20 protein-coding genes are annotated in these 17,379 nt (G+C 65.4%); 7 read left to right on the top strand and 13 right to left on the bottom strand.

What is annotated here, in order from left to right:
- Positions 1-11: 11 nt before the first annotated feature.
- Positions 12-452, bottom strand: a complete 441-nt coding sequence (locus EST26_RS08435; RefSeq protein ID WP_291066988.1) for a YraN family protein — start codon at positions 450-452, stop codon at positions 12-14.
- Positions 453-460: 8 nt separating this feature from the next.
- Between EST26_RS08435 and rsmI the strand changes: the two genes are divergently transcribed.
- Positions 461-1,381, top strand: a complete 921-nt coding sequence (rsmI, locus tag EST26_RS08430; RefSeq protein ID WP_291066987.1) for a 16S rRNA (cytidine(1402)-2'-O)-methyltransferase — start codon at positions 461-463, stop codon at positions 1,379-1,381.
- 8 nt (positions 1,382-1,389) lie between these two features.
- On the opposite strand, the gene EST26_RS08425 is transcribed toward rsmI, so the two are convergent.
- From EST26_RS08425 to EST26_RS08385, 9 genes are all read right to left on the bottom strand, one after another.
- Entirely contained in the window at positions 1,390-1,716 is a 327-nt protein-coding gene (locus tag EST26_RS08425; protein WP_291066986.1) for a hypothetical protein, read from the bottom strand.
- 154 nt (positions 1,717-1,870) lie between these two features.
- On the bottom strand, positions 1,871-2,770 hold the full coding sequence (gene rfbD, locus EST26_RS08420; RefSeq protein WP_291066984.1) for a dTDP-4-dehydrorhamnose reductase: 900 nt from the start codon (positions 2,768-2,770) through the stop codon (positions 1,871-1,873).
- Positions 2,767-3,837: a dTDP-glucose 4,6-dehydratase gene (gene rfbB, locus EST26_RS08415; RefSeq protein WP_291066982.1), complete on the bottom strand. Its 1,071-nt coding sequence runs from the start codon at positions 3,835-3,837 to the stop codon at positions 2,767-2,769. Before rfbB ends, rfbD begins: the two co-directional genes overlap by 4 nt.
- Before the next feature lie 28 nt (positions 3,838-3,865).
- Positions 3,866-4,072: a zinc-finger domain-containing protein gene (locus EST26_RS08410; protein WP_291066980.1), complete on the bottom strand. Its 207-nt coding sequence runs from the start codon at positions 4,070-4,072 to the stop codon at positions 3,866-3,868.
- Between the two features lie 8 nt (positions 4,073-4,080).
- Positions 4,081-5,031: a branched-chain amino acid transaminase gene (locus EST26_RS08405; RefSeq protein WP_291066978.1), complete on the bottom strand. Its 951-nt coding sequence runs from the start codon at positions 5,029-5,031 to the stop codon at positions 4,081-4,083.
- 62 nt (positions 5,032-5,093) lie between these two features.
- Positions 5,094-5,549, bottom strand: coding sequence for a glycerate kinase (locus EST26_RS08400; protein WP_291066976.1), 456 nt, complete (start codon positions 5,547-5,549; stop codon positions 5,094-5,096).
- Positions 5,550-5,573: 24 nt separating this feature from the next.
- Positions 5,574-6,950, bottom strand: coding sequence for a DNA repair protein RadA (gene radA / locus EST26_RS08395; protein WP_291066973.1), 1,377 nt, complete (start codon positions 6,948-6,950; stop codon positions 5,574-5,576).
- Between the two features lie 85 nt (positions 6,951-7,035).
- Positions 7,036-7,287, bottom strand: coding sequence for a cysteine-rich CWC family protein (locus EST26_RS08390; RefSeq protein WP_291066971.1), 252 nt, complete (start codon positions 7,285-7,287; stop codon positions 7,036-7,038).
- 15 nt (positions 7,288-7,302) lie between these two features.
- On the bottom strand, positions 7,303-8,532 hold the full coding sequence (locus tag EST26_RS08385; RefSeq protein WP_291066970.1) for a YbfB/YjiJ family MFS transporter: 1,230 nt from the start codon (positions 8,530-8,532) through the stop codon (positions 7,303-7,305).
- A gap of 427 nt (positions 8,533-8,959) precedes the next feature.
- On the opposite strand from EST26_RS08385, the gene EST26_RS08380 reads away from it, so the two are divergent.
- The 5 genes from EST26_RS08380 to EST26_RS08360 are packed head-to-tail and all read left to right on the top strand — an operon-like array spanning position 8,960 to position 13,370.
- Positions 8,960-9,979: an extracellular solute-binding protein gene (locus tag EST26_RS08380; RefSeq protein WP_291066968.1), complete on the top strand. Its 1,020-nt coding sequence runs from the start codon at positions 8,960-8,962 to the stop codon at positions 9,977-9,979.
- Positions 9,979-10,797 (top strand): ABC transporter permease, encoded by an 819-nt coding sequence (locus EST26_RS08375; protein WP_291066967.1) that lies wholly within the window; start codon positions 9,979-9,981, stop codon positions 10,795-10,797. The genes EST26_RS08380 and EST26_RS08375 overlap by 1 nt, the downstream gene beginning before the upstream one ends.
- Complete coding sequence (locus tag EST26_RS08370; RefSeq protein WP_291066965.1) at positions 10,794-11,597, top strand: ABC transporter permease subunit; 804 nt, start codon at positions 10,794-10,796, stop codon at positions 11,595-11,597. The genes EST26_RS08375 and EST26_RS08370 overlap by 4 nt, the downstream gene beginning before the upstream one ends.
- Positions 11,594-12,550: an ABC transporter ATP-binding protein gene (locus tag EST26_RS08365; protein WP_291066964.1), complete on the top strand. Its 957-nt coding sequence runs from the start codon at positions 11,594-11,596 to the stop codon at positions 12,548-12,550. The genes EST26_RS08370 and EST26_RS08365 overlap by 4 nt, the downstream gene beginning before the upstream one ends.
- A gap of 1 nt (position 12,551) precedes the next feature.
- On the top strand, positions 12,552-13,370 hold the full coding sequence (locus tag EST26_RS08360) for a phosphodiesterase (RefSeq protein ID WP_291066962.1): 819 nt from the start codon (positions 12,552-12,554) through the stop codon (positions 13,368-13,370).
- 224 nt (positions 13,371-13,594) lie between these two features.
- On the opposite strand, the gene EST26_RS08355 is transcribed toward EST26_RS08360, so the two are convergent.
- Positions 13,595-14,017: a DUF3717 domain-containing protein gene (locus EST26_RS08355; protein WP_291066960.1), complete on the bottom strand. Its 423-nt coding sequence runs from the start codon at positions 14,015-14,017 to the stop codon at positions 13,595-13,597.
- 83 nt (positions 14,018-14,100) lie between these two features.
- Between EST26_RS08355 and EST26_RS08350 the strand changes: the two genes are divergently transcribed.
- On the top strand, positions 14,101-14,457 hold the full coding sequence (locus EST26_RS08350) for a phage holin family protein (protein WP_291066958.1): 357 nt from the start codon (positions 14,101-14,103) through the stop codon (positions 14,455-14,457).
- On the opposite strand, the gene EST26_RS08345 is transcribed toward EST26_RS08350, so the two are convergent.
- Positions 14,454-16,019 (bottom strand): M48 family metalloprotease, encoded by a 1,566-nt coding sequence (locus EST26_RS08345; protein WP_291066956.1) that lies wholly within the window; start codon positions 16,017-16,019, stop codon positions 14,454-14,456. The two genes, EST26_RS08350 and EST26_RS08345, sit on opposite strands and share 4 nt — an antisense overlap.
- Before the next feature lie 64 nt (positions 16,020-16,083).
- Positions 16,084-17,313, bottom strand: coding sequence for a CaiB/BaiF CoA-transferase family protein (locus EST26_RS08340; protein ID WP_291066954.1), 1,230 nt, complete (start codon positions 17,311-17,313; stop codon positions 16,084-16,086).
- Between the last annotated feature and the right edge of the window lie 66 nt (positions 17,314-17,379).

Here is a 17,379-nt window from a genome sequence, read left to right as displayed (position 1 = left end):
TGCGGTTGATCTCAAAAGGTTTGTGGGACGTCGAAAGCCGCGCGCAGCCACTCGATGCGCGTCAAGTCGGCGCTGTTGGCGCGACCTTCGAGCAGCACGGCGTCAAAGCGGCATGGAGGTGTCGTTCCCAGCCGCAGCAAAAAGTGCCGCGCCGCCAGCACCAGGCGGCGTTGCTTGCGCGCGTCTATGCTGGCAGCGGCGCCGCCCTGGCTGATGCCAGAGCGCTGTCGCACCTCGACAAACACCAGGGTGCCGTCGGGCTCGCGCATAATGAGATCGACTTCGCCGCCGCCTCGGCCCGGGGTTTTATAGTTGCGTTGCACCAGTTGCAGGCCGTGCTGTTGCAAATGCTTCAGCGCAGCGTCTTCGGCGGCGGCGCCCGGCGTCTTGCTGGCCGGCTGCGCCGCTGCGCCGGAGGTGGGGCCGCGCCTGAAAATCCAATTCCTGAGCATCGAGCACCTTGTCATCTTGCCCCGCCACTTTGTTGGCCGCCGCGCACGAAGCGGCCGCACATCAGCATTATCCGCAAGGCGCGCTCTACCTGGTGGCAACACCCATCGGCAACCTGGCTGATATCGGTTTGCGCGCGCTGCACCTGCTGTCGCTGGTCGACTGCGTGGCCTGCGAGGACACGCGCCACAGCGCTGGCCTGCTGCAGGGCTATGGCTTGCACAAGCCGCTGCTGGCGCTGCACCAGCACAACGAGGTCGAGGCGGCGCAGACGGTGCTGCAACGGCTGCAAGCTGGTCAGCGCGTGGCCTACGTCAGCGACGCCGGCACGCCCGGCGTGAGCGACCCCGGCGCGCGGCTGGTGGCGCTGGTGACGGCGGCCGGTCTGCGCTGCGTGCCGATTCCCGGCCCCAGCAGCATCACCGCCTTGCTCAGCGTGGCCGGCGCGCTGGACCGCGACGGTGGTTTCGTCGTTGCCGGATTCCTCTCCAGCAAGGCCGGCGAGCGCCAGCGCCAGGTGCAGGCCATAGGCGCAGACGCGCGCGCCTGTGTGCTGCTGGAGGCGCCGCACCGCATAGAGGCGCTGGCACACGATCTGGCCGTGCTGGGCGAGCGTGGTCTGAGCGTGGGCCGCGAGCTGACCAAACAGTTTGAACAAGTGGTGCTGCTGCGTGCGCAAGACTTTGCCGCCTGGCTGCAAGCCGATGCACAGCGCAGGCGCGGCGAATTCGTCTTGTTGCTGCACCCGCTGCAAAGCGCTCCCCCCGCTGCCGCTGACGCAAAGGCGCTGCGCACACTCGATGTGCTGCTGGCCGAGTTGCCACTGAAAACCGCCGTCAAGCTGTGCGCCGAGATCACCGCTTGGCCGCGCAACGCGCTCTACCAGGCCGCGCTGGCGCGGCGCAAGGATGAATCGAACGAGCCGGACTGAGCGCGTGTTCAGCGCGGTGCCCGGTCCGGCTGCGCCGGCTCGGGCACCTCAAGTGCCTGAATGTCGAGCACCTCGGCGCTGCCTGAGGCGCGTCGCCCCGGTCGGGCGCGCATCCAGGCCGCAGCGCGCAAGCGGCGGCTGAGTTCGCGCAGTTGCTGCAGCAGCAGCAGCGGCACGGGCTTGCGCCCATTCAACAGCGACCAGAGCGAGGAGAGCAATAGCAGCAGCAAGGCAGCCAGCAGAAAACTCAGCGCGAACACGGCCAGCGCCAGCCCCAGCACGAGCTTGAACACCGCGCCCAGGATGCGACGACAAAAAGCAGCAATCTGACTCATGCTGGAGCAGACTCAATCCGGACGAAGGAGTTCATTGGCTTGTCGTACACCGGCGCCCCTTGTTTGCCGAGCGCTGGTGTGGCCGGAGTCACCGAGCAGAGTGCTGTTGTTGCGCTGAGTCATGCAGACGCCCTGGAGACGCTTCGGGTCACGGTCAGACCATCTCGATCAGCATACGACGCACGCCATGTTGCCATTCGGGCAGGTTCAGGTCGAAGGTCTGACGCAGGCGGCTGGTGTCCAGGCGCGAGTTGAGGGGGCGGCGCGCGGGTGTGGGAAAGGCGCTGCTGGGTACCGGGGCCAGCTCTTGCACGGCCAGCGGCTGTTCGGGATGGAGCGCGCGGGCGCTGTCTATGACCCAGCGGGCGTAGCCATGCCAGGAGGTTTCACCCGCAGCCGCCAGGTGGTAGATGCCACCCGCCTGCGGCTGGCGCAGCGTCTGGCGGATGGCGTGGGCGCTGACGTCGGCGATCAGGTCGGCACCGGTGGGGGCGCCGACCTGGTCATCGATCACGGTCAGACGTTCGCGTTCCCGCGCCAGTTGCCACATGGTTTTGGCAAAATTGCCGCCGCGCGCGGCGTACACCCAACTGGTGCGAAAGATCAGGTGGCGCGCTCCTGAGGCCGCGATCAAGCGTTCGCCTTCCAGCTTGCTGCGCCCGTAGACGTTGAGCGGGCCGGTGGCAGCGTGCTCGTGCCAAGGCGCGGTGCCGCTGCCGTCGAACACGTAGTCGGTGCTGTAGTGCACCAGCAGCGCAGCGCAGGCCTGCGCGGCCTGGGCCAGCGCGCCCGGGGCCAGCGCGTTCAGGGTATGGGCCAGATCGGGTTCGCTTTCGGCCCGGTCGACGGCGGTGTGGGCGGCGGCATTGACGATCAGGTCTGGCTTGAGCTGCAACACCGTGGCGGCCAGTGCCTGCGGCTGCGCAAGGTCGCCGCACAGGCCGCGCTGCGGCTCGCCCGTGCGGTCGAGCGCCACCAGTTCGCCCAGCGGGGCCAGGCTGCGCTGCAGTTCCCAGCCGAGCTGGCCGTTCTTTCCCAGCAGCAGAATTTTCATGCCGCTGCCTCGGCGTAGTGCTGGTGTATCCATTGCCGGTAGGCCCCGCTTTGCACGTGTGCCACCCAGTCGGGGTGATCCAAAACCCACTGCACGGTTTGGCGGATGCCGCTCTCAAAGGTTTCGGCCGGCGTCCAGCCCAGTTCGCGCTCGATCTTGCGCGCGTCGATGGCGTAGCGCCGGTCGTGGCCGGGGCGGTCTCGCACATGGCTGATCTGCTCGCGGTAGCACTTGCCGTCGGCCCGCGGGCGCAGCTCGTCGAGCAGCGCGCAGACGGTGTGGACGATCTCGATGTTGGGCTTTTCGTTCCAGCCACCGACGTTGTAGACCTCACCTGGCCGACCGGCTTGCAATACGCGGCGAATGGCGCTGGTGTGGTCCCTCACATAAAGCCAGTCGCGCACCTGCAGGCCGTCGCCATAGACCGGCAGCGCCAAGCCTGCCAGCGCGTTGACAATCATTAGCGGGATCAGCTTTTCCGGAAAGTGATAAGGGCCGTAGTTGTTGCTGCAGTTGGTGGTGAGTACCGGCAGGCCGTAGGTGTGGTGCCAGGCGCGCACCAGGTGGTCGCTGGCGGCTTTGCTGGCGCTGTAAGGGCTGTTGGGCTCGACGCGGTGCGTCTCGGTAAAGGCCGGGTCGGTCGGTCCCAGGCTGCCGTAGACTTCATCGGTGCTGACATGCAGGAAGCGGAAGGCGCTTTTTTCCGCTTCGGGCAGGCCGCCCCAGTGCGCGCGCACCGCCTCGAGCAGGGCAAAAGTGCCGACCACGTTGGTCTGGATGAAGTCTTGCGGGCCGTGGATGCTGCGGTCGACGTGGCTTTCGGCAGCGAAGTTGAGCACCGCGCGCGGACGGTGCTGCGCCAGCAGCGCGTCCAGCAGCGCCGAGTCGCCAATGTCGCCGCGCACAAAAAGGTGCCGTGCGTCGCCTTGCAGGCTGGCCAGGTTTTCCAGGTTGCCGGCGTAGGTGAGTTTGTCGAGGTTGACAATGGGCTCGTCTGACTGCGCCAGCCAGTCGAGCACGAAGTTGGAGCCGATAAATCCGGCGCCGCCGGTCACGAGAATGCTCATGTGGATGGTTCCTGCTTGTAAGATGGGCTCAGTGCCGCTGTGCCAGCGCCTGGCCCGCCTTCAGCCGGTACAGCGTGCCGCAGTAGGGGCAGCGCGCCTCGCCGGTCTTGGTCAGATCCAGATAGACCTTGGGGTGGCTGCTCCAGAGCTGCATGCCGGCTTGCGGGCTGGGGCAATAAATGCCGCCCTGGGCGTTGAGATCCTGGGGGCCGAGTTCGATGCTGGAAGGGTTCATGGGGCGTCTCAAATCAGGGTCAGCCAGTGGGCGTATTGCGGGTTGCGGCCGTTGACGATGTCAAAGAACGCGCGCTGGATTTTTTCTGTGATCGGGCCGCGTGAACCCTGATAGTCATCCTTGCCCAGCGCGATGCGGTCGAGTTCGCGGATGGGGGTGACTTCGGCTGCGGTGCCGGTGAAGAAGGCTTCGTCGGCGATGTAGACCTCGTCGCGCGTGATGCGCTTTTGCACCACTTCCAGCCCGAGGTCGCGCGCGATGTGCAACACCGTGTTGCGGGTGATGCCGTTGAGCGCGCCGGCCGAGAGATCGGGGGTGTAGATCACCCCGTTTTTGATGATGAAAATGTTCTCTCCTGCACCTTCGCTGACAAAGCCTGAACTGTCGAGCAGCAGCGCTTCATCGTAACCTTCGTCGGTCACTTCCATGTTGGCCAGGATCGAGTTGGTGTAGTTGGACACCGCCTTGGCCTGCGTCATGGTGATGTTGACGTGGTGGCGCGTGTAGCTGCTGGTCTTGACGCGGATGCCGCGCTGCAAGCCGTCTTCGCCCAGATAGGCGCCCCAGGGCCAAGCGGCCACCATCAGGTGAATCGTGTTGCCCTTGGGCGAGACGCCCAGTTTTTTGTCGCCGATCCAGGTCAGCGGGCGCAGGTAGCCGCTGGCCAGCCGATTTTCTCGCAGCACAGCCTGTTGAGCCTCGTTGACCTCTTGCGGGCTGAACGGGATTTTCATGCGCAGAATCTTGGCGCTGTTGAACAAGCGCTCGGTGTGCTCTTGCAACCGGAAAATCGCCGTGCCCTGTGCGGTTTGGTAGGCTCGCACGCCCTCGAAGGCGCCGCAGCCGTAGTGCAGGGTGTGGGTCAGCACATGGATCTTGGCGTCGCGCCAATCGACCATCTGGCCGTCCATCCAGATTTTGCCGTCGCGATCGGACATCGAGGGAAGTGGGGGGCTCATGCAATCGTCCTTTGTTTTGAGTGGATGGCTGGCGCTGGGGTGCTCACGCCAAGCGCTTGATTTTACGGTTGCACGGGCGGCTGCACGGGCGGCTGCGATGGGTCTGGCGGCGGTGCGGCGGGCGTGCCGTCGTTCGGACGCAGCAGCGTCCAGCGCAGCAGCCGGCCAGAGCGAAACTCAGCCGTCAGCGCCGAGCCGCTGTTGTCGCTCCAGCGATAGCGCTCGGGCTGCTCCCCGGCGGCTGATTCGAGCACGCCGAGCGAGCGCGTCTGCGCCAGCACGTGCAGCAGCGAAGCGCCCACCCGCAGCCGGGCATTGAGCATGACGGCGCTATCGATATGGCCCAGCGGGCGTTGAGCGGCGCGTTGCAGCACCGTCAGCAAGCGCGTGACGTGCAGCAGCAGCCACATCAACAGGCCGCCCGAGACGGCGGCCACGCCCGGCCAGCCGTAGGCCCGGTGCGCCAGCACCAGCAGCAGCGCAGCGGCCAGTGCGACAAATAATTTGCGCAGGGTCATGGTCATGGCCTGGCGGACGCCTCATCAATCCAGGCTGCGCACCAGCGCCATGGCGTCTTCGATCCGCTCGACCGCATGAATCTGCAGTCCGGCCAGGGCCGGGTCGGGCTTCTTCGGTGCATTGGCTTTGGGCACCAGTGCGACTGAAAAGCCCAGTTTGGCGGCCTCGCGCAGCCGTTCCTGGCCGCGCGGTGCCGGCCGCACCTCGCCCGCCAGGCCGACCTCGCCAAAGGTGACGAAACCCTTGGGCAAGGCGCGCCCGCGCAGGCTGGAGCCGATCGCCAGCAGCACTGCCAGGTCGGCGGCCGGCTCGCTGACGCGCACACCGCCGACGGCGTTGACAAACACGTCCTGATCCATGCAGGCCACGCCCGCATGCCGGTGCAGCACCGCCAGCAGCATCGCCAGGCGGTCGCGTTCCAGCCCGACCGACAAGCGCCGCGGCGACGGGCCGCCGTTGTCGACCAGCGCCTGAATCTCCACCAGCAGCGGCCGCGTGCCTTCTTGCGTGACCAGCACGCAACTGCCCGGCACTGGCGCGGCGTGTTGAGACAGAAAAATCGCGCTCGGGTTGGAGACGCCTTTGAGGCCGCGCTCGGTCATGGCGAAAACGCCGATCTCGTTGACGGCGCCAAAGCGGTTCTTGATGGCACGCACCAGGCGAAAGCTGCTGTGCGTATCGCCTTCGAAGTAGAGCACCGTATCGACCATGTGCTCGAGCACGCGCGGCCCGGCCAGCGCACCCTCTTTGGTCACATGGCCGACCAGTACCACGCTGGTCGCGCCGGACTTGGCCGCGCGCGTCAGGTGGGCGGCGCATTCGCGCACCTGTGCCACCGAACCGGGGGCGCTGCTGAGCTGCTCGGAGTACACGGTCTGAATCGAATCGATCACCGCGATGTCGGGCTGCATGGCGCTCAGGGTGGCGAGTATTTTTTCCAACTGGATTTCGGCCAACACATTGACCTGCGAGCCGTCCAGCCCCAGGCGGCGCGCGCGCAGCGCGACTTGTGCGCCGCTTTCCTCGCCGCTGACGTACAAGGTCTTGAGACCGGCGCGTTGCAGCGCGTCCAGCGCCTGCAGCAGCAAGGTGGACTTGCCGATGCCGGGGTCGCCGCCGATCAGCACCACGCCACCGGCCACGATGCCGCCGCCCAGCACACGGTCGAGCTCGTCGACGCCGGTCGGGCTGCGCTGCAACTGACTGGCTTCGATGTCGGCCAGCGCCACCACGCCGGTGCTGCCAGCCAGCGCGTCAAAACGGTTCTTGCCGCTGGCAATCGGTTCGGCCCGCGTCTCGACCAAGGTGTTCCAGGCGCCGCAATGCGGGCACTTGCCGAGCCACTTGGGGCTGGTGCCGCCGCAGGCATGGCAGCAGTAGAGGGTCTTGTCTTTGGCCATGTGGCCGACAATATAGCCGCGCCGCCGTCGGCTCCGGTTTTTTCAGACCTCACAGGCGCTGTGGCTGGACCAGCGGCGGGCAGCCTCAGGCGTGTTGGGCAGACGCAAAAGCCGCCAGACAAGCGGCACAAACACAGGCCCGGCCCTGCGCCGCTGCCGGTACCTGGGCCAACAGCGCGGGCGCAAAAGTCTGCGCCACACACCAGCACGGCAGCGGCGTTGCAGCGCTGGTGCCACTGGCGCTGCTGGCCTGCTGCGCGCAGCGGTTGTCCTGGCCACACAGAGGGCAAAGGCTGGCATGCAAAGCCAGATCGGGGGCGCACTCGGATGGTTTCACGGCGGCGGGACCGGCTTACAGGGCACGCTGGCGCAGCGCCAGTGCCGCGCCTATCCACAGCGCCAGGGCGGAAAACACCAGCCCACGCGCCAAGCCGCCGGGCCCGTCGGCGATCAGGCCGACCACGGTTGGCCCGACGATCTGACCGGCCGCGAATACGATGGTGAAAGCGCTGATGCCTGCCGCCCACTGGCTGGGCGGCAGGTTGTGCCGCACCAGCGCGGTGGTGGATGCCACCACCGACAAAAACACGCCGCCAAACAACAGGCCGGAGGCGATCACCAGCGGCCAAAAGCTGGTGATCGCCGGCAACAAGATGGCCAGCCCCAGCAGCGCGTTGAGCCGCGCCAGCGCCTGGCCGTCGCGGTGGCGGTCGAGCAGGCCGGCCCACAGACGCGCAGAAGCGACCACCGCCAGCCCCAGCAGCGCGTAAAACCAGGTGATGGCGGCGCTGCTGCTGCCCTGCTCGTGCAACAGCGCAATCACAAACGTCATGTAACCGATGTAGCCCACGCCGAAGGCGGCATAGCCGGCCAGCGCAAAGGCAAAGTCGCGCGGCCGAAAGACCCGCTCGTGCCGGCGGGCGCTGGCGTGCGCCGGGTCGGCAGACGGTGCGCCGGCGGCGGGGGCGGTGCCCAGACGGCGTGCCGGCCAACACAGCAAGGCGGTGGCCAACGCGCACAGCAAGGCCAGGCCCCACCAGGCCCAGGCCCAACCGTGTTCCTGCCCGGCGGCATGTTCGAGCACCCAGGGCACGCCCAGCGCCGAAGCGACGATGCCCAAGCCGACGCCACCGTAATACAAGCCCAGCAAAAAGCCGGCGCGCCGCGCTTGTCGCGCCCCCAGTTGAGCCGCGAGCAAACCGCCGACAATAAAGACCAGCGCGCTCGCCACCCCGGCCAGCAAGCGCTGCAGCAACAGCGGGCCGGCGGCGGTAAAAAAACCGCTCAGCGCCATGAAGACCGTGGCCAGTGCCGCGCCGCCCAGCAGCAGCGTGGTGGTCGAATAGCGCCGCAGCAGCCACGGCGTGGCCAGCGCGCCGAGCAAGTAGCCCACCGCATTGGCGGTGTTCATGGCGCCGGCCAAGGCATACGTCCAGCCCAAATCTTCGCGCATCGGTGGCAGCAACAGGCCGTAGGAAAAGCGGGTGATGCCGAGTGAAATCGCCGCCCCCAGCGAGAGCGCCAGCGCCAGCCGCACGTAGGGCGTGCGGTCGGATGGATCAGACAGGGCGTAGCGGGACATGGCCGCTCGATTGTCGCCCAGAGTCGCCTGGCGGCAAAGGCAGGCAGCCGGCTGGAACCTCCCGATACGCCGTTCAGCACGGCGAGCTTTGGCGCGCCGTGCAAGCGATCGCGCCCGCGCTGCTGCACTCTGACACCCGCTGCGTCGCCTGGAGCGAGCACGTTGGCCCGGGCGCGGCGGCCCGAGCAGCGCGCCGGCGCCGCATCTGATCGAAGCCCTGGCCAGGCAGACCGGGTGTCACGGACTTTTCATGCAAACAAGCAAGACTGAGCGGCAGTTCATTGGATTCCCGTTCGCCCAGCGCCCGCCGAAGGGCGCCGGGCGGTATTTTTTGAATTGCTGCAAGCGCCCATGAATTCGCCGCCACCGCATGCAATGCCGACCGAATCTCCCGCCCTTCGTCTCACCCTATCTGAAAGGATATGAAATGCTGAACCGACGCGATATCTTGTTAACGGCTGCAGCAACAGGTTCTGTCGCGGCACTGGCGTTGCCCGCCAGGGCGCAGACCGCCACGGCCATCTGCTACAACTGCCCGCCCGAATGGGCCGATTGGGGCGGCATGCTGCGTTTGATAGGCCAACGCTTGGACATTCGTGTGCCGCCGGACAACAAAAATTCCGGTCAAGCCTTGGCCGCGCTGGTGGCGGAGAGGGCGCGGCCGGTGGCAGATGTGGTTTATCTCGGCGGACAGGTTGGTCCGCAGGCCCGGGCCGCAGGAGTGATCGAGCCTTACCGGCCTGTGCGCTGGGAAGAGATAGCAGCGCCACTGAAAGATGCCCAGGGCTACTGGTTCACGATCCATATCGGAACCCTGGGTTTGTTTGTTAACACCCAGGCCTTGCGCGGCAGACCGGTGCCGCGCAGTTGGCAAGACCTGCAAAACCCGGTCTACCGCGGTATGGTCGGCTATCTGAATCCCGGCAGCGCCGCAGTAGGGCAGCTTGGCGTAATGGCTGTCAACCTGGCGCTGGGCGGCAGCTTTGAGAATCTTGATCCTGGCATCAATTTTTTCCGCCAGCTAATGGCCAACAATCCGATCGTTCCGACCATGACTGCATACGCGCGGGTGCTGTCGGGTGAAATACCGATCCTGATTGATTTCGACTTCAACGCCTATCGCGCCAAATACACGGATCAGGCGCCAGCGGTATTTGTTATTCCGCAGGAGGGCACGCTGCAATTGCCTTATGTGATGGCCTTGGTCAGAAATGGACCGAATCCGGCGCAGGGGCGGCGCATGCTGGATTTTGTTTTGTCCGAAGAGGGGCAAAGGCACTGGGCCAATGCCTTTATGCGTCCGGTATTTCCGGGGGCGATGCCCGCTGAAGTGCAAAGACGGTTCCTGCCGGCTGCAGAATATCAGCGGGCCCGCCCGGTTGACGTGCTCAGGCTTGCTGCCGTGGCGCGGCAGATTGCCGAGCGCTACCAGCGCGAGGTCGGCTGATGCAAGGCGAGCGCGGCTGGTTGCTGCTGTTGCTGCTGCCGGCCGCGCTGATCTTCCTGGTTTTCTTCACGCTGCCGATGGGTCGGCTGTTTTTGATGAGCGGCGCGGGCGAATTGGGCTGGAGCGTGTACCTGACGGCCCTCACCGAGCAGCGCTACTGGCGCAGCATGCTTTCCACCATCACGCTTTCGGTCGTGGTGACCTTGAGCACGCTGGTCATTGCGGGTATTGCCGGCGTGTTCTTGGCGCGCAATCAATTTACCGGAATTCAGATTCTGACCGCGCTGCTCACCTTGCCGCTGGCATTTCCCGGTGTGGTGATTGGCTTCATGGTCATCATGCTGGGTGGCCGCCAAGGCCTGGTGTCCCAGCTCTCCGAGCCGCTGCTCGGAGAGCCTGTGGTTTTTGCCTATTCCATGGTCGGGCTGTTTGTCGGGTACATTTATTTCTCGATTCCACGCACCATTCTCACCGTCATGGCCGCGGCAGAAAAACTTGATCAGCGCCTGATTGAGGCGGCGCGCTCGCTCGGGGCATCAAACTGGCGGGTATTGTGTGATGTTTATATTCCCGGTCTGCGGCCGGCACTGCTGGCGGCCGGGGCAATATGTTTTGCAACTTCGATGGGCGCCTTCGGGACCGCATTCACCCTGGCCACCAAGATCGATGTGATGCCCATGGTGATTTATACAGAATTCACCCTGCACGCCAATATAGCCATGGCGGCAGTGTTGTCATTCCTGCTCGGCCTCGTCACTTGGGCGGCACTGGCGTTTGCGCGCACGCTCAGTGGTAGTGTGGTTTCGACGGCGGCATGAGCCAGCATAAGTCGTTTCCGCGCTCTGCGGTATTCTGGGCCGCACTGGCGTTCACGGTATGCGTGGCCATTTTTTTGCTGTTGCCGGTACTGCTCTCGATCCTGACCGGCTTGACCCGCAACCAACTCGTCGGACTGGAAAGCGGTTTGACCCTGCGCTGGGTCTTTGAAGTCTGGGCAGACTACCGGAGCAGCATTTGGCTGTCGTTCGGCATCGCGCTTGCCTGCTTGGCCAGTACGCTGTTGCTGGGGGTGCCGGCAGCCTATGTGTTGTTGCGCTGCCAGGGCCGGTGGGCGCGCACGATCGAGGAAATGCTGATGTTGCCGGTGGCGTTGCCAGGCATAGCCACGGCGCTGGCGTTGATAGTCACCTACGGTGCCGTCGGTGATTTTCGCACCCATTGGTCGTTCATCTTGGTCGGTCATGTGTTGTTCACCTTGCCTTTCATGGTGCGGGCGGTACTGGCGGTGATGCTATCGGTAGACATGCCGGCATTGGAGGAGGCTGCGCGCAGTCTGGGGGCGTCATTCTGGCAGCGCTTTACTCGGGTTGTGCTGCCCAACTGCCGGTCGGGGATCGTGGCCGGCGCACTCATGGTGTTGACGCTTTCCATAGGTGAATTCAATATGACGTTGTTGTTGCATACGCCGCTGACGCAGACCTTGCCGGTTGGCTTGGCTGATGCATACGCCTCATTGCGGATCGAAGTCGGCAGCGCCTATACCATCGTGTTTTTCGTCATGATCGTGCCGCTACTGATTGCGCTGCAACTGGCTGGCGGACGCAGGATTCAGGTATGACGAGCGCAGCAGATGGCGTCTCGGTGGCCTTGCATGGCTGTTCCAAGAGTTACGGGCGCCAGCGTGTGCTGGATCCGATCGATTTGCAGGTCGAGGCGGGCGAGACCCTGGTCTTGCTGGGCCCTTCTGGTTGCGGCAAAACGACGACATTGCGTCTGATTGCCGGCCTGGAGCTGCCAGATACAGGACAGGTCTGGTTCAATCAGAAAAATGTCACGCAGCTACCGATTGAAAAGCGCAACGTCGGCATGGTGTTTCAAAACTATGCATTGTTTCCCAATATGACGGTGGCGGAAAACATTGCCTACGGACTGGTGGTTAGAAGCATTCCGGTCGCTCAGCGCAATGCACGGGTGGCGCAAATGCTGGCCATGATGCACATTGAGTCGTTGGCGGCGCGAGCGGTCAACCAGTTGTCTGGCGGCCAGCGGCAGCGCGTCGCCTTGGCGCGTGCCATTGCGCCGCAGCCCGGACTGTTGTTGCTCGACGAGCCGTTGGCTGCACTCGACGCCCGCCTGCGAGAGGTGTTGCGCTCGGATATCAACGAGCTGTTTCGAAGCCTGGGGATCACCTCGATCTATGTCACGCACGATCAAGCCGAAGCCATGGCTCTAGGTGATAGAATTGCCGTCATGGAGAGCGGAAAAATTGCACAAATCGGCACGCCGCAGGACATTTATTTTAAACCTGCCAATTCGTTCGTTGCCGATTTCATTGGCACCATGAATCTGGTCGGCGCGCACCGCTTCCGGCCGGAAGACGTATGCCTGGTGCCGTTGGAGCAGGCGAGCTTGCGGGGCGTGGTCGTGAACAGATTCTTTCTTGGTGATCACCAGCGGGTGCAGCTCAGAATGTCTGGCGGTGAGGATGTGATATTGAAATTGCCGCCGCAGCTCAAACTTGCGAATGGTGAGGCTCTCGGGCTTAGGGTCAACTCCTGCCGGGATGAGTAGTATGCTGATTGCACAGATCTCTGATTTGCACATCAAGGCCGCCGGCAGGCTTGCTTACGGTGTGGTCGATACGGCAAACTTGCTGCAGCGGTGCGTGACAGCCATCACGCGCTTGCAGCCGGCGCCCGACCTGGTGTTGGCAACAGGTGACCTGGTTGATTACGGGCTTGCCGCCGAGTACGAGCTGCTTAAATCTTTGTTGGCGCCGCTGAGCATGCCGGTATACCTGGTGGCGGGCAATCATGACGAGCGTCGGCACCTGCGGGCCGCCTTTGGCGGGCCTGGCTTCGAATATCTTGCTGCGACCGATCAATTTATTCAATATCAGGTTCAATTGGGTGCTTTGTGCTTGCTGGTGCTGGACACCGTGGCCCCGATGGAGGCGCGCGGTCAGTTGTGCTCCGTTCGCCTGAGGTGGTTGGAGCAGCGTTTGTCCGAAACGGCCATGCCAACCATTATCGCAATGCATCATCCGCCTTTTGTCACAGGCATCGCGCACATGGATGCGCCGGGATTCGAGGGGGCGGCCGAGTTTGAGGAAATCGTCGCGCGCCATGCCCAGGTCGAGCGAATAATGTGCGGTCATTTGCATCGTTCGATTCAGTGCCGAATCGGCTCGAGCGTGGTTTCGGTCTGTCCCAGCACGGCGCACCAGGTCGCTCTTGACTTGCGCATCGGTGGCCCCGACTGTTTTGTCATGGAGCCGCCTGGGTTTCAGTTGCATCTGTGGACTCCACCGCGCTTGATTACACACACCTGTGTGCTGGGGGATTTCGGTCCCCACTATCCTTTTCGTCATGCCGGGGTGTTGATTGACTGAACTTGGCAGTCAAGCCTTTTGCAGAGCGTGCGGCGCAGCCTGAATCGTCGGGCAACGCATGACGAGCTGGCCGCCCTGGGTCACCCAGGACTTCCAGGCCGCACTCGAGACCGGTCTTTTTCAATCTGTGGCGTTCGAGGAGAACTGGCGGTTCCTGCCAGCTCGGCAGGAATGAGGGGCGCTTTTAGCTGAAGTTTGTGGGCAATGCCCGGACGCGCAAGGTTTCAGCCGTCCGGTCCACCCCCGCGCGCTGCGCGTTCGGCGTAGCGGTTGAAGCGCCAGGCGCTGCCTTGCAGGCTGATGCGCCGCCAGCAGGCGCGCTTTTCGGCCGCGCTCAGCGCGGTCCAGCGCTGCACCTCCTCAAACGTGCGGCCGCAGCCCTGGCATACCGCGTCGCCCTGGCTGGTGGTGCAGATCGCTATGCAAGGGGTGTCGGGCGTGCTGTCGAACCAGGCCAGCCAGGCGGCTTGCGCCGCCGTCGGCATCTGGCGCTCGTCGATTTCGGTCTGGCCGTGATACGCCAGCAAGGCGTAGACCTCGGCCAGCGCGCGCGTGGGCGGCGCAAGCGAAAAATCAGCGACCGGGATGCTGCGTTCACGCCAGAAGTTGATGGCGGCCTCGATGTCGCTGATGTGGATGCTGGCCATAAAAGTTCAGAACTGAAAGTGCGCCGCGACGCTTGCTGGCGCCCACCTGGCCGCCAGCGGCCACGGGCTGTTATGCTGCGCGCATGAAACTGATTGTCCGTTGGTTGCTTGCCGCCGCTGCCTTGCTGCTGGTGGCTTATCTCTACCCCGGGGTGCAAATACTGAGCTTTACCGCCGCCTTGATCGCTGCGGCCGTGATGGGCTTGCTCAACACCCTGGTGCGCCCGGTGCTGGTGCTGCTGACGCTGCCGGTGACGCTGGTGACGCTGGGCTTGTTCTTGTTTGTCATCAATGCCCTGATGTTTTGGGCCGCTGCCAGTTTACTGGCTGGTTTTGACGTCAGCGGGTTTTGGGCCGCCCTGTTGGGTTCGCTGATTTATTCGGTCTTGATGCTGGTGGTCGACGCGGCGCTCAAGACCTTGTGGGCGCGCCGCGCTTAATTTTCGCGCAGGGATTCGTTCAGCAGGCTTTGCACGGCGCGCCGGCGGCTGTCGATGATGGCCAGATCGATCGGGTCTGCGCCTTGTTGCGCCTCGGGGCCTTGCTGCGCAGCCTGCAAGCGCTCGAGCGCGCCGGCGTAGTCTAGCCGTGCCACGTGCGACTCGGCCTGCGAGCGCAGCGCGCGCAAGCTCTGGCCCTGTGCCTGCTGCGCTTGCGCCAAGGTTTCCCAGGCCTGCGCGTCGCGCGGGTGCCGCAGCACCCAGTCTTGCAGGCGAGCGGCTGCGCGTTGCGGCACGCCGGTGGCGATGGCCGCCTGGGCGCCGAGCAAGACCTGGCCGCGCCCGCTGGCGCGCAGGGCCTGGTCGCGCAACTCGGCCAGTAGCGGGTTGGCGGTGGCTGACGCGCCGGGCGTGGCCAGTAGCACCTCGAGCAGCAGGGCATCGGCCGCCCAGTGCGCAGCGGGAGCGACCTGCTGGCGCAAACGCTGCGCCAGCGTCAGCGCCAGCGCGCCTTGGCCCAGGCGTTGCGCCGCAGCGGCGCCGGCATAGAGATCGGCCGCACGCGCGCCCGCTGTCTGCCCGTATTGCGCCCAGGCCAGCAGGCGCGGCGCCCGGCTCTCGGCCAGCACGCGCGCACGCGCGGCCATCAGCGCGTGCAGCTCGGGGCTGCGGCTGGTCTGCGCAGGGGGCGGGGTTGCTGCGCCGCTGAGCGGCGCGGGCAGGCGCGCTTGCATGTCGGCCCGGCGCTCGATGGTCAGTGGGTGGCTGCGCAAATAGGGAAAGGAGCCGTCGTCATTGAGGCGGTTGGCCTGTTGCAGCTTGTCGAACATGCTGACGAAACCCTGGCCGTCGAAGCCGGCGTCGATCAACACGGCAAAGCCGACGCGATCGGCCTCGCGCTCCATGTCGCGCGAAAAATTGAGCTGCGTCTGCGCGGCCACTGCCTGTGTGCCGGTGATGGCGGCGTTGGCCAAATCGGCGTTCGCGCTGGCGGCCAGCGCGCCCAGGATCAGCGAGCCCAGCACCCAGGGCGCCATACGCTCTTGACGCTGCAGCAAGCGCGCGATGTGGCGCTGCGAGACGTGCACCAGCTCGTGCGCCAGCACCGAGGCCAGTTCGTCCGCGCTGTCGGTGACGGCGATCAAGCCCAGGTTCAAACCCAGGTAGCCACCGGGCAGGGCAAAGGCGTTGACGCGCCGGTCGCGTGAAATCATCAGCTCCCAGGCCAGCTGCTCCAGCAGCTCAGGGGAGACGTCGCCACGCGCGCGCGCCGCTCCCAGCAGCGGCTGCCAGATGGACTGCAAATACTCATCCAGTACGGGATCGTCCAGGTAGTCGGGGTGTTGGTAAATTTCGCGCGCCACCCGATCGCCGATGCGACGCTCGGCCGCCAGCGACAGCGCCAGGCCGTCGCCCAGGCTGGGCAGGTGGGTCGGCGCCGGCTCGGCGGTCGCGGCGCCGAGCGCCGGGGTGACGCTGGCCAGAGCCAGTGCAGCGCACAGCCCAAGCGCAGCACCGCGCCGCAGGCGGGTCAGCGTTGACCAGGTGCAAAAAATGAACATGCGTCTGCGATGCCAGCCAGGGCTCAGAGTTTCCTGGGCGCGCACAGGCATTGGGCGCTTGCCTTCACGCGCTGCTGCCCAGCCAGTCGGCCAGCACGGCGCCGTCGTGCTGGCCCAGCAGGGGCGGCGGCAGGTCGCTGCGCACCGGGGTCAGGCTGAACTTGAGCGGGCTGGCCACCAGATCAAGCGCATCGGTCAGCGGGTGCGTCCAGCGCTGCACCATGCCGCGCTGCTGCACCTGGGGGTCGGCAAACACCTCGGCCAGGTTGTTGATCGGACCACAGGGCACTTGGGCCGCGGTCAGCGTGGCCAGCCAGTCGGCTTTGCAGCGGGTTTGCATGATCGCTTCGAGCTGTGGCAGCAGCAGTTCGCGCCAGCGCACCCGGCCCGGGTTGCGGGCAAAGCGCGGGTCGGCAGCCAGCTCGGGCCGCGCAGCGACGGCGCAGAAGCGGGCAAACTGCGCGTCGTTGCCCACCGCCAGGATGAGGTGCTGCGGCTGGCCCTGGGCATCGGGCGCAACTTCAAACACCTGGTACGGCACGATGTTGACGTGCGCATTGCCCGAGCGGCCCGGCACCGTGCCGTCAGCGCGGCCCTGCACCAGGTAGTTGGCCCCCAGGTTGGCCAGCATCGCCACCTGGGTGTCGAGCAAGGCCAGGTCGATCTGTTGCCCCTGACCGCTGCGCTCGGCGTGGCGCAGCGCGGCCAAAATGGCCACGGTGGCGTACATGCCGGTAAACAGGTCGGCCACGGCGACACCGACTTTTTGCGGGCCACCGCCGGGTAGCGCGTCGCGCTCGCCGGTCACGCTCATCAGGCCGCCCAGGCCCTGGATTGCGTAGTCGTAGCCGGCGCGGTCTTTGTAGGGGCCGGTCTGGCCATAGCCGGTGATTGAGCAGTACACCAGACGCGGGTTGACGGCTTGCAGGCTGGTCCAGTCCAGGCCGTAGCGCGCCAGGTCGCCCACTTTGTGGTTCTCGACCAGCACGTCGGCCCGGGCGGCGAGTCGGCGCAGCAGCGCCTGCCCCTGGGGCTGCGTGAAGTCACAGGTGATCGAGCGCTTGTTGCGGTTGGCGCCCAGGTAATAGGCCGACTCGGCGCTGTCGCTGCCGTCGCGCGTGCGCAAAAACGGCGGCCCCCAGCCGCGCGTGTCGTCGCCACCCGGATGATCGGGGCCGGGCGGGCGTTCGACCTTCACCACGTCGGCACCCAAGTCGGCCAGGGTCTGGGTGCACCAGGGGCCAGCCAGCACGCGGGACAGATCGAGCACACGGATGCCATCGAGAGTGTTCATGCGCCGATTGTGCGCCGGCTCAGCCAGCGCTGCGGCGCGGTCGCTGCGGGCGCACGGCGCTCCCGG

The organism is Hydrogenophaga sp. (assembly GCF_014773545.1).
GTDB lineage: Bacteria > Pseudomonadota > Gammaproteobacteria > Burkholderiales > Burkholderiaceae_C > Hydrogenophaga.
The sequence above is the reverse complement of the archived record's forward strand: the minus strand, read 5'-3'. Positions and strand labels throughout refer to the sequence as shown.

Excerpts from the sequence above, each read along its gene's own strand:
- EST26_RS08435 (WP_291066988.1), bottom strand. The coding sequence starts at position 452 with ATGCTCAGGAATTGGATTTTCAGGCGCGGCCCCACCTCCGGCGCAGCG.
- EST26_RS08425 (WP_291066986.1), bottom strand. The coding sequence starts at position 1,716 with ATGAGTCAGATTGCTGCTTTTTGTCGTCGCATCCTGGGCGCGGTGTTC.
- rfbD (WP_291066984.1), bottom strand. The coding sequence starts at position 2,770 with ATGAAAATTCTGCTGCTGGGAAAGAACGGCCAGCTCGGCTGGGAACTG.
- rfbB (WP_291066982.1), bottom strand. The coding sequence starts at position 3,837 with ATGAGCATTCTCGTGACCGGCGGCGCCGGATTTATCGGCTCCAACTTC.
- EST26_RS08410 (WP_291066980.1), bottom strand. The coding sequence starts at position 4,072 with ATGAACCCTTCCAGCATCGAACTCGGCCCCCAGGATCTCAACGCCCAG.
- EST26_RS08405 (WP_291066978.1), bottom strand. The coding sequence starts at position 5,031 with ATGAGCCCCCCACTTCCCTCGATGTCCGATCGCGACGGCAAAATCTGG.
- EST26_RS08400 (WP_291066976.1), bottom strand. The coding sequence starts at position 5,549 with ATGACCCTGCGCAAATTATTTGTCGCACTGGCCGCTGCGCTGCTGCTG.
- radA (WP_291066973.1), bottom strand. The coding sequence starts at position 6,950 with ATGGCCAAAGACAAGACCCTCTACTGCTGCCATGCCTGCGGCGGCACC.
- EST26_RS08385 (WP_291066970.1), bottom strand. The coding sequence starts at position 8,532 with ATGTCCCGCTACGCCCTGTCTGATCCATCCGACCGCACGCCCTACGTG.
- EST26_RS08380 (WP_291066968.1), top strand. The coding sequence starts at position 8,960 with ATGCTGAACCGACGCGATATCTTGTTAACGGCTGCAGCAACAGGTTCT.
- EST26_RS08375 (WP_291066967.1), top strand. The coding sequence starts at position 9,979 with ATGCAAGGCGAGCGCGGCTGGTTGCTGCTGTTGCTGCTGCCGGCCGCG.
- EST26_RS08370 (WP_291066965.1), top strand. The coding sequence starts at position 10,794 with ATGAGCCAGCATAAGTCGTTTCCGCGCTCTGCGGTATTCTGGGCCGCA.
- EST26_RS08365 (WP_291066964.1), top strand. The coding sequence starts at position 11,594 with ATGACGAGCGCAGCAGATGGCGTCTCGGTGGCCTTGCATGGCTGTTCC.
- EST26_RS08360 (WP_291066962.1), top strand. The coding sequence starts at position 12,552 with ATGCTGATTGCACAGATCTCTGATTTGCACATCAAGGCCGCCGGCAGG.
- EST26_RS08355 (WP_291066960.1), bottom strand. The coding sequence starts at position 14,017 with ATGGCCAGCATCCACATCAGCGACATCGAGGCCGCCATCAACTTCTGG.
- EST26_RS08350 (WP_291066958.1), top strand. The coding sequence starts at position 14,101 with ATGAAACTGATTGTCCGTTGGTTGCTTGCCGCCGCTGCCTTGCTGCTG.
- EST26_RS08345 (WP_291066956.1), bottom strand. The coding sequence starts at position 16,019 with ATGTTCATTTTTTGCACCTGGTCAACGCTGACCCGCCTGCGGCGCGGT.
- EST26_RS08340 (WP_291066954.1), bottom strand. The coding sequence starts at position 17,313 with ATGAACACTCTCGATGGCATCCGTGTGCTCGATCTGTCCCGCGTGCTG.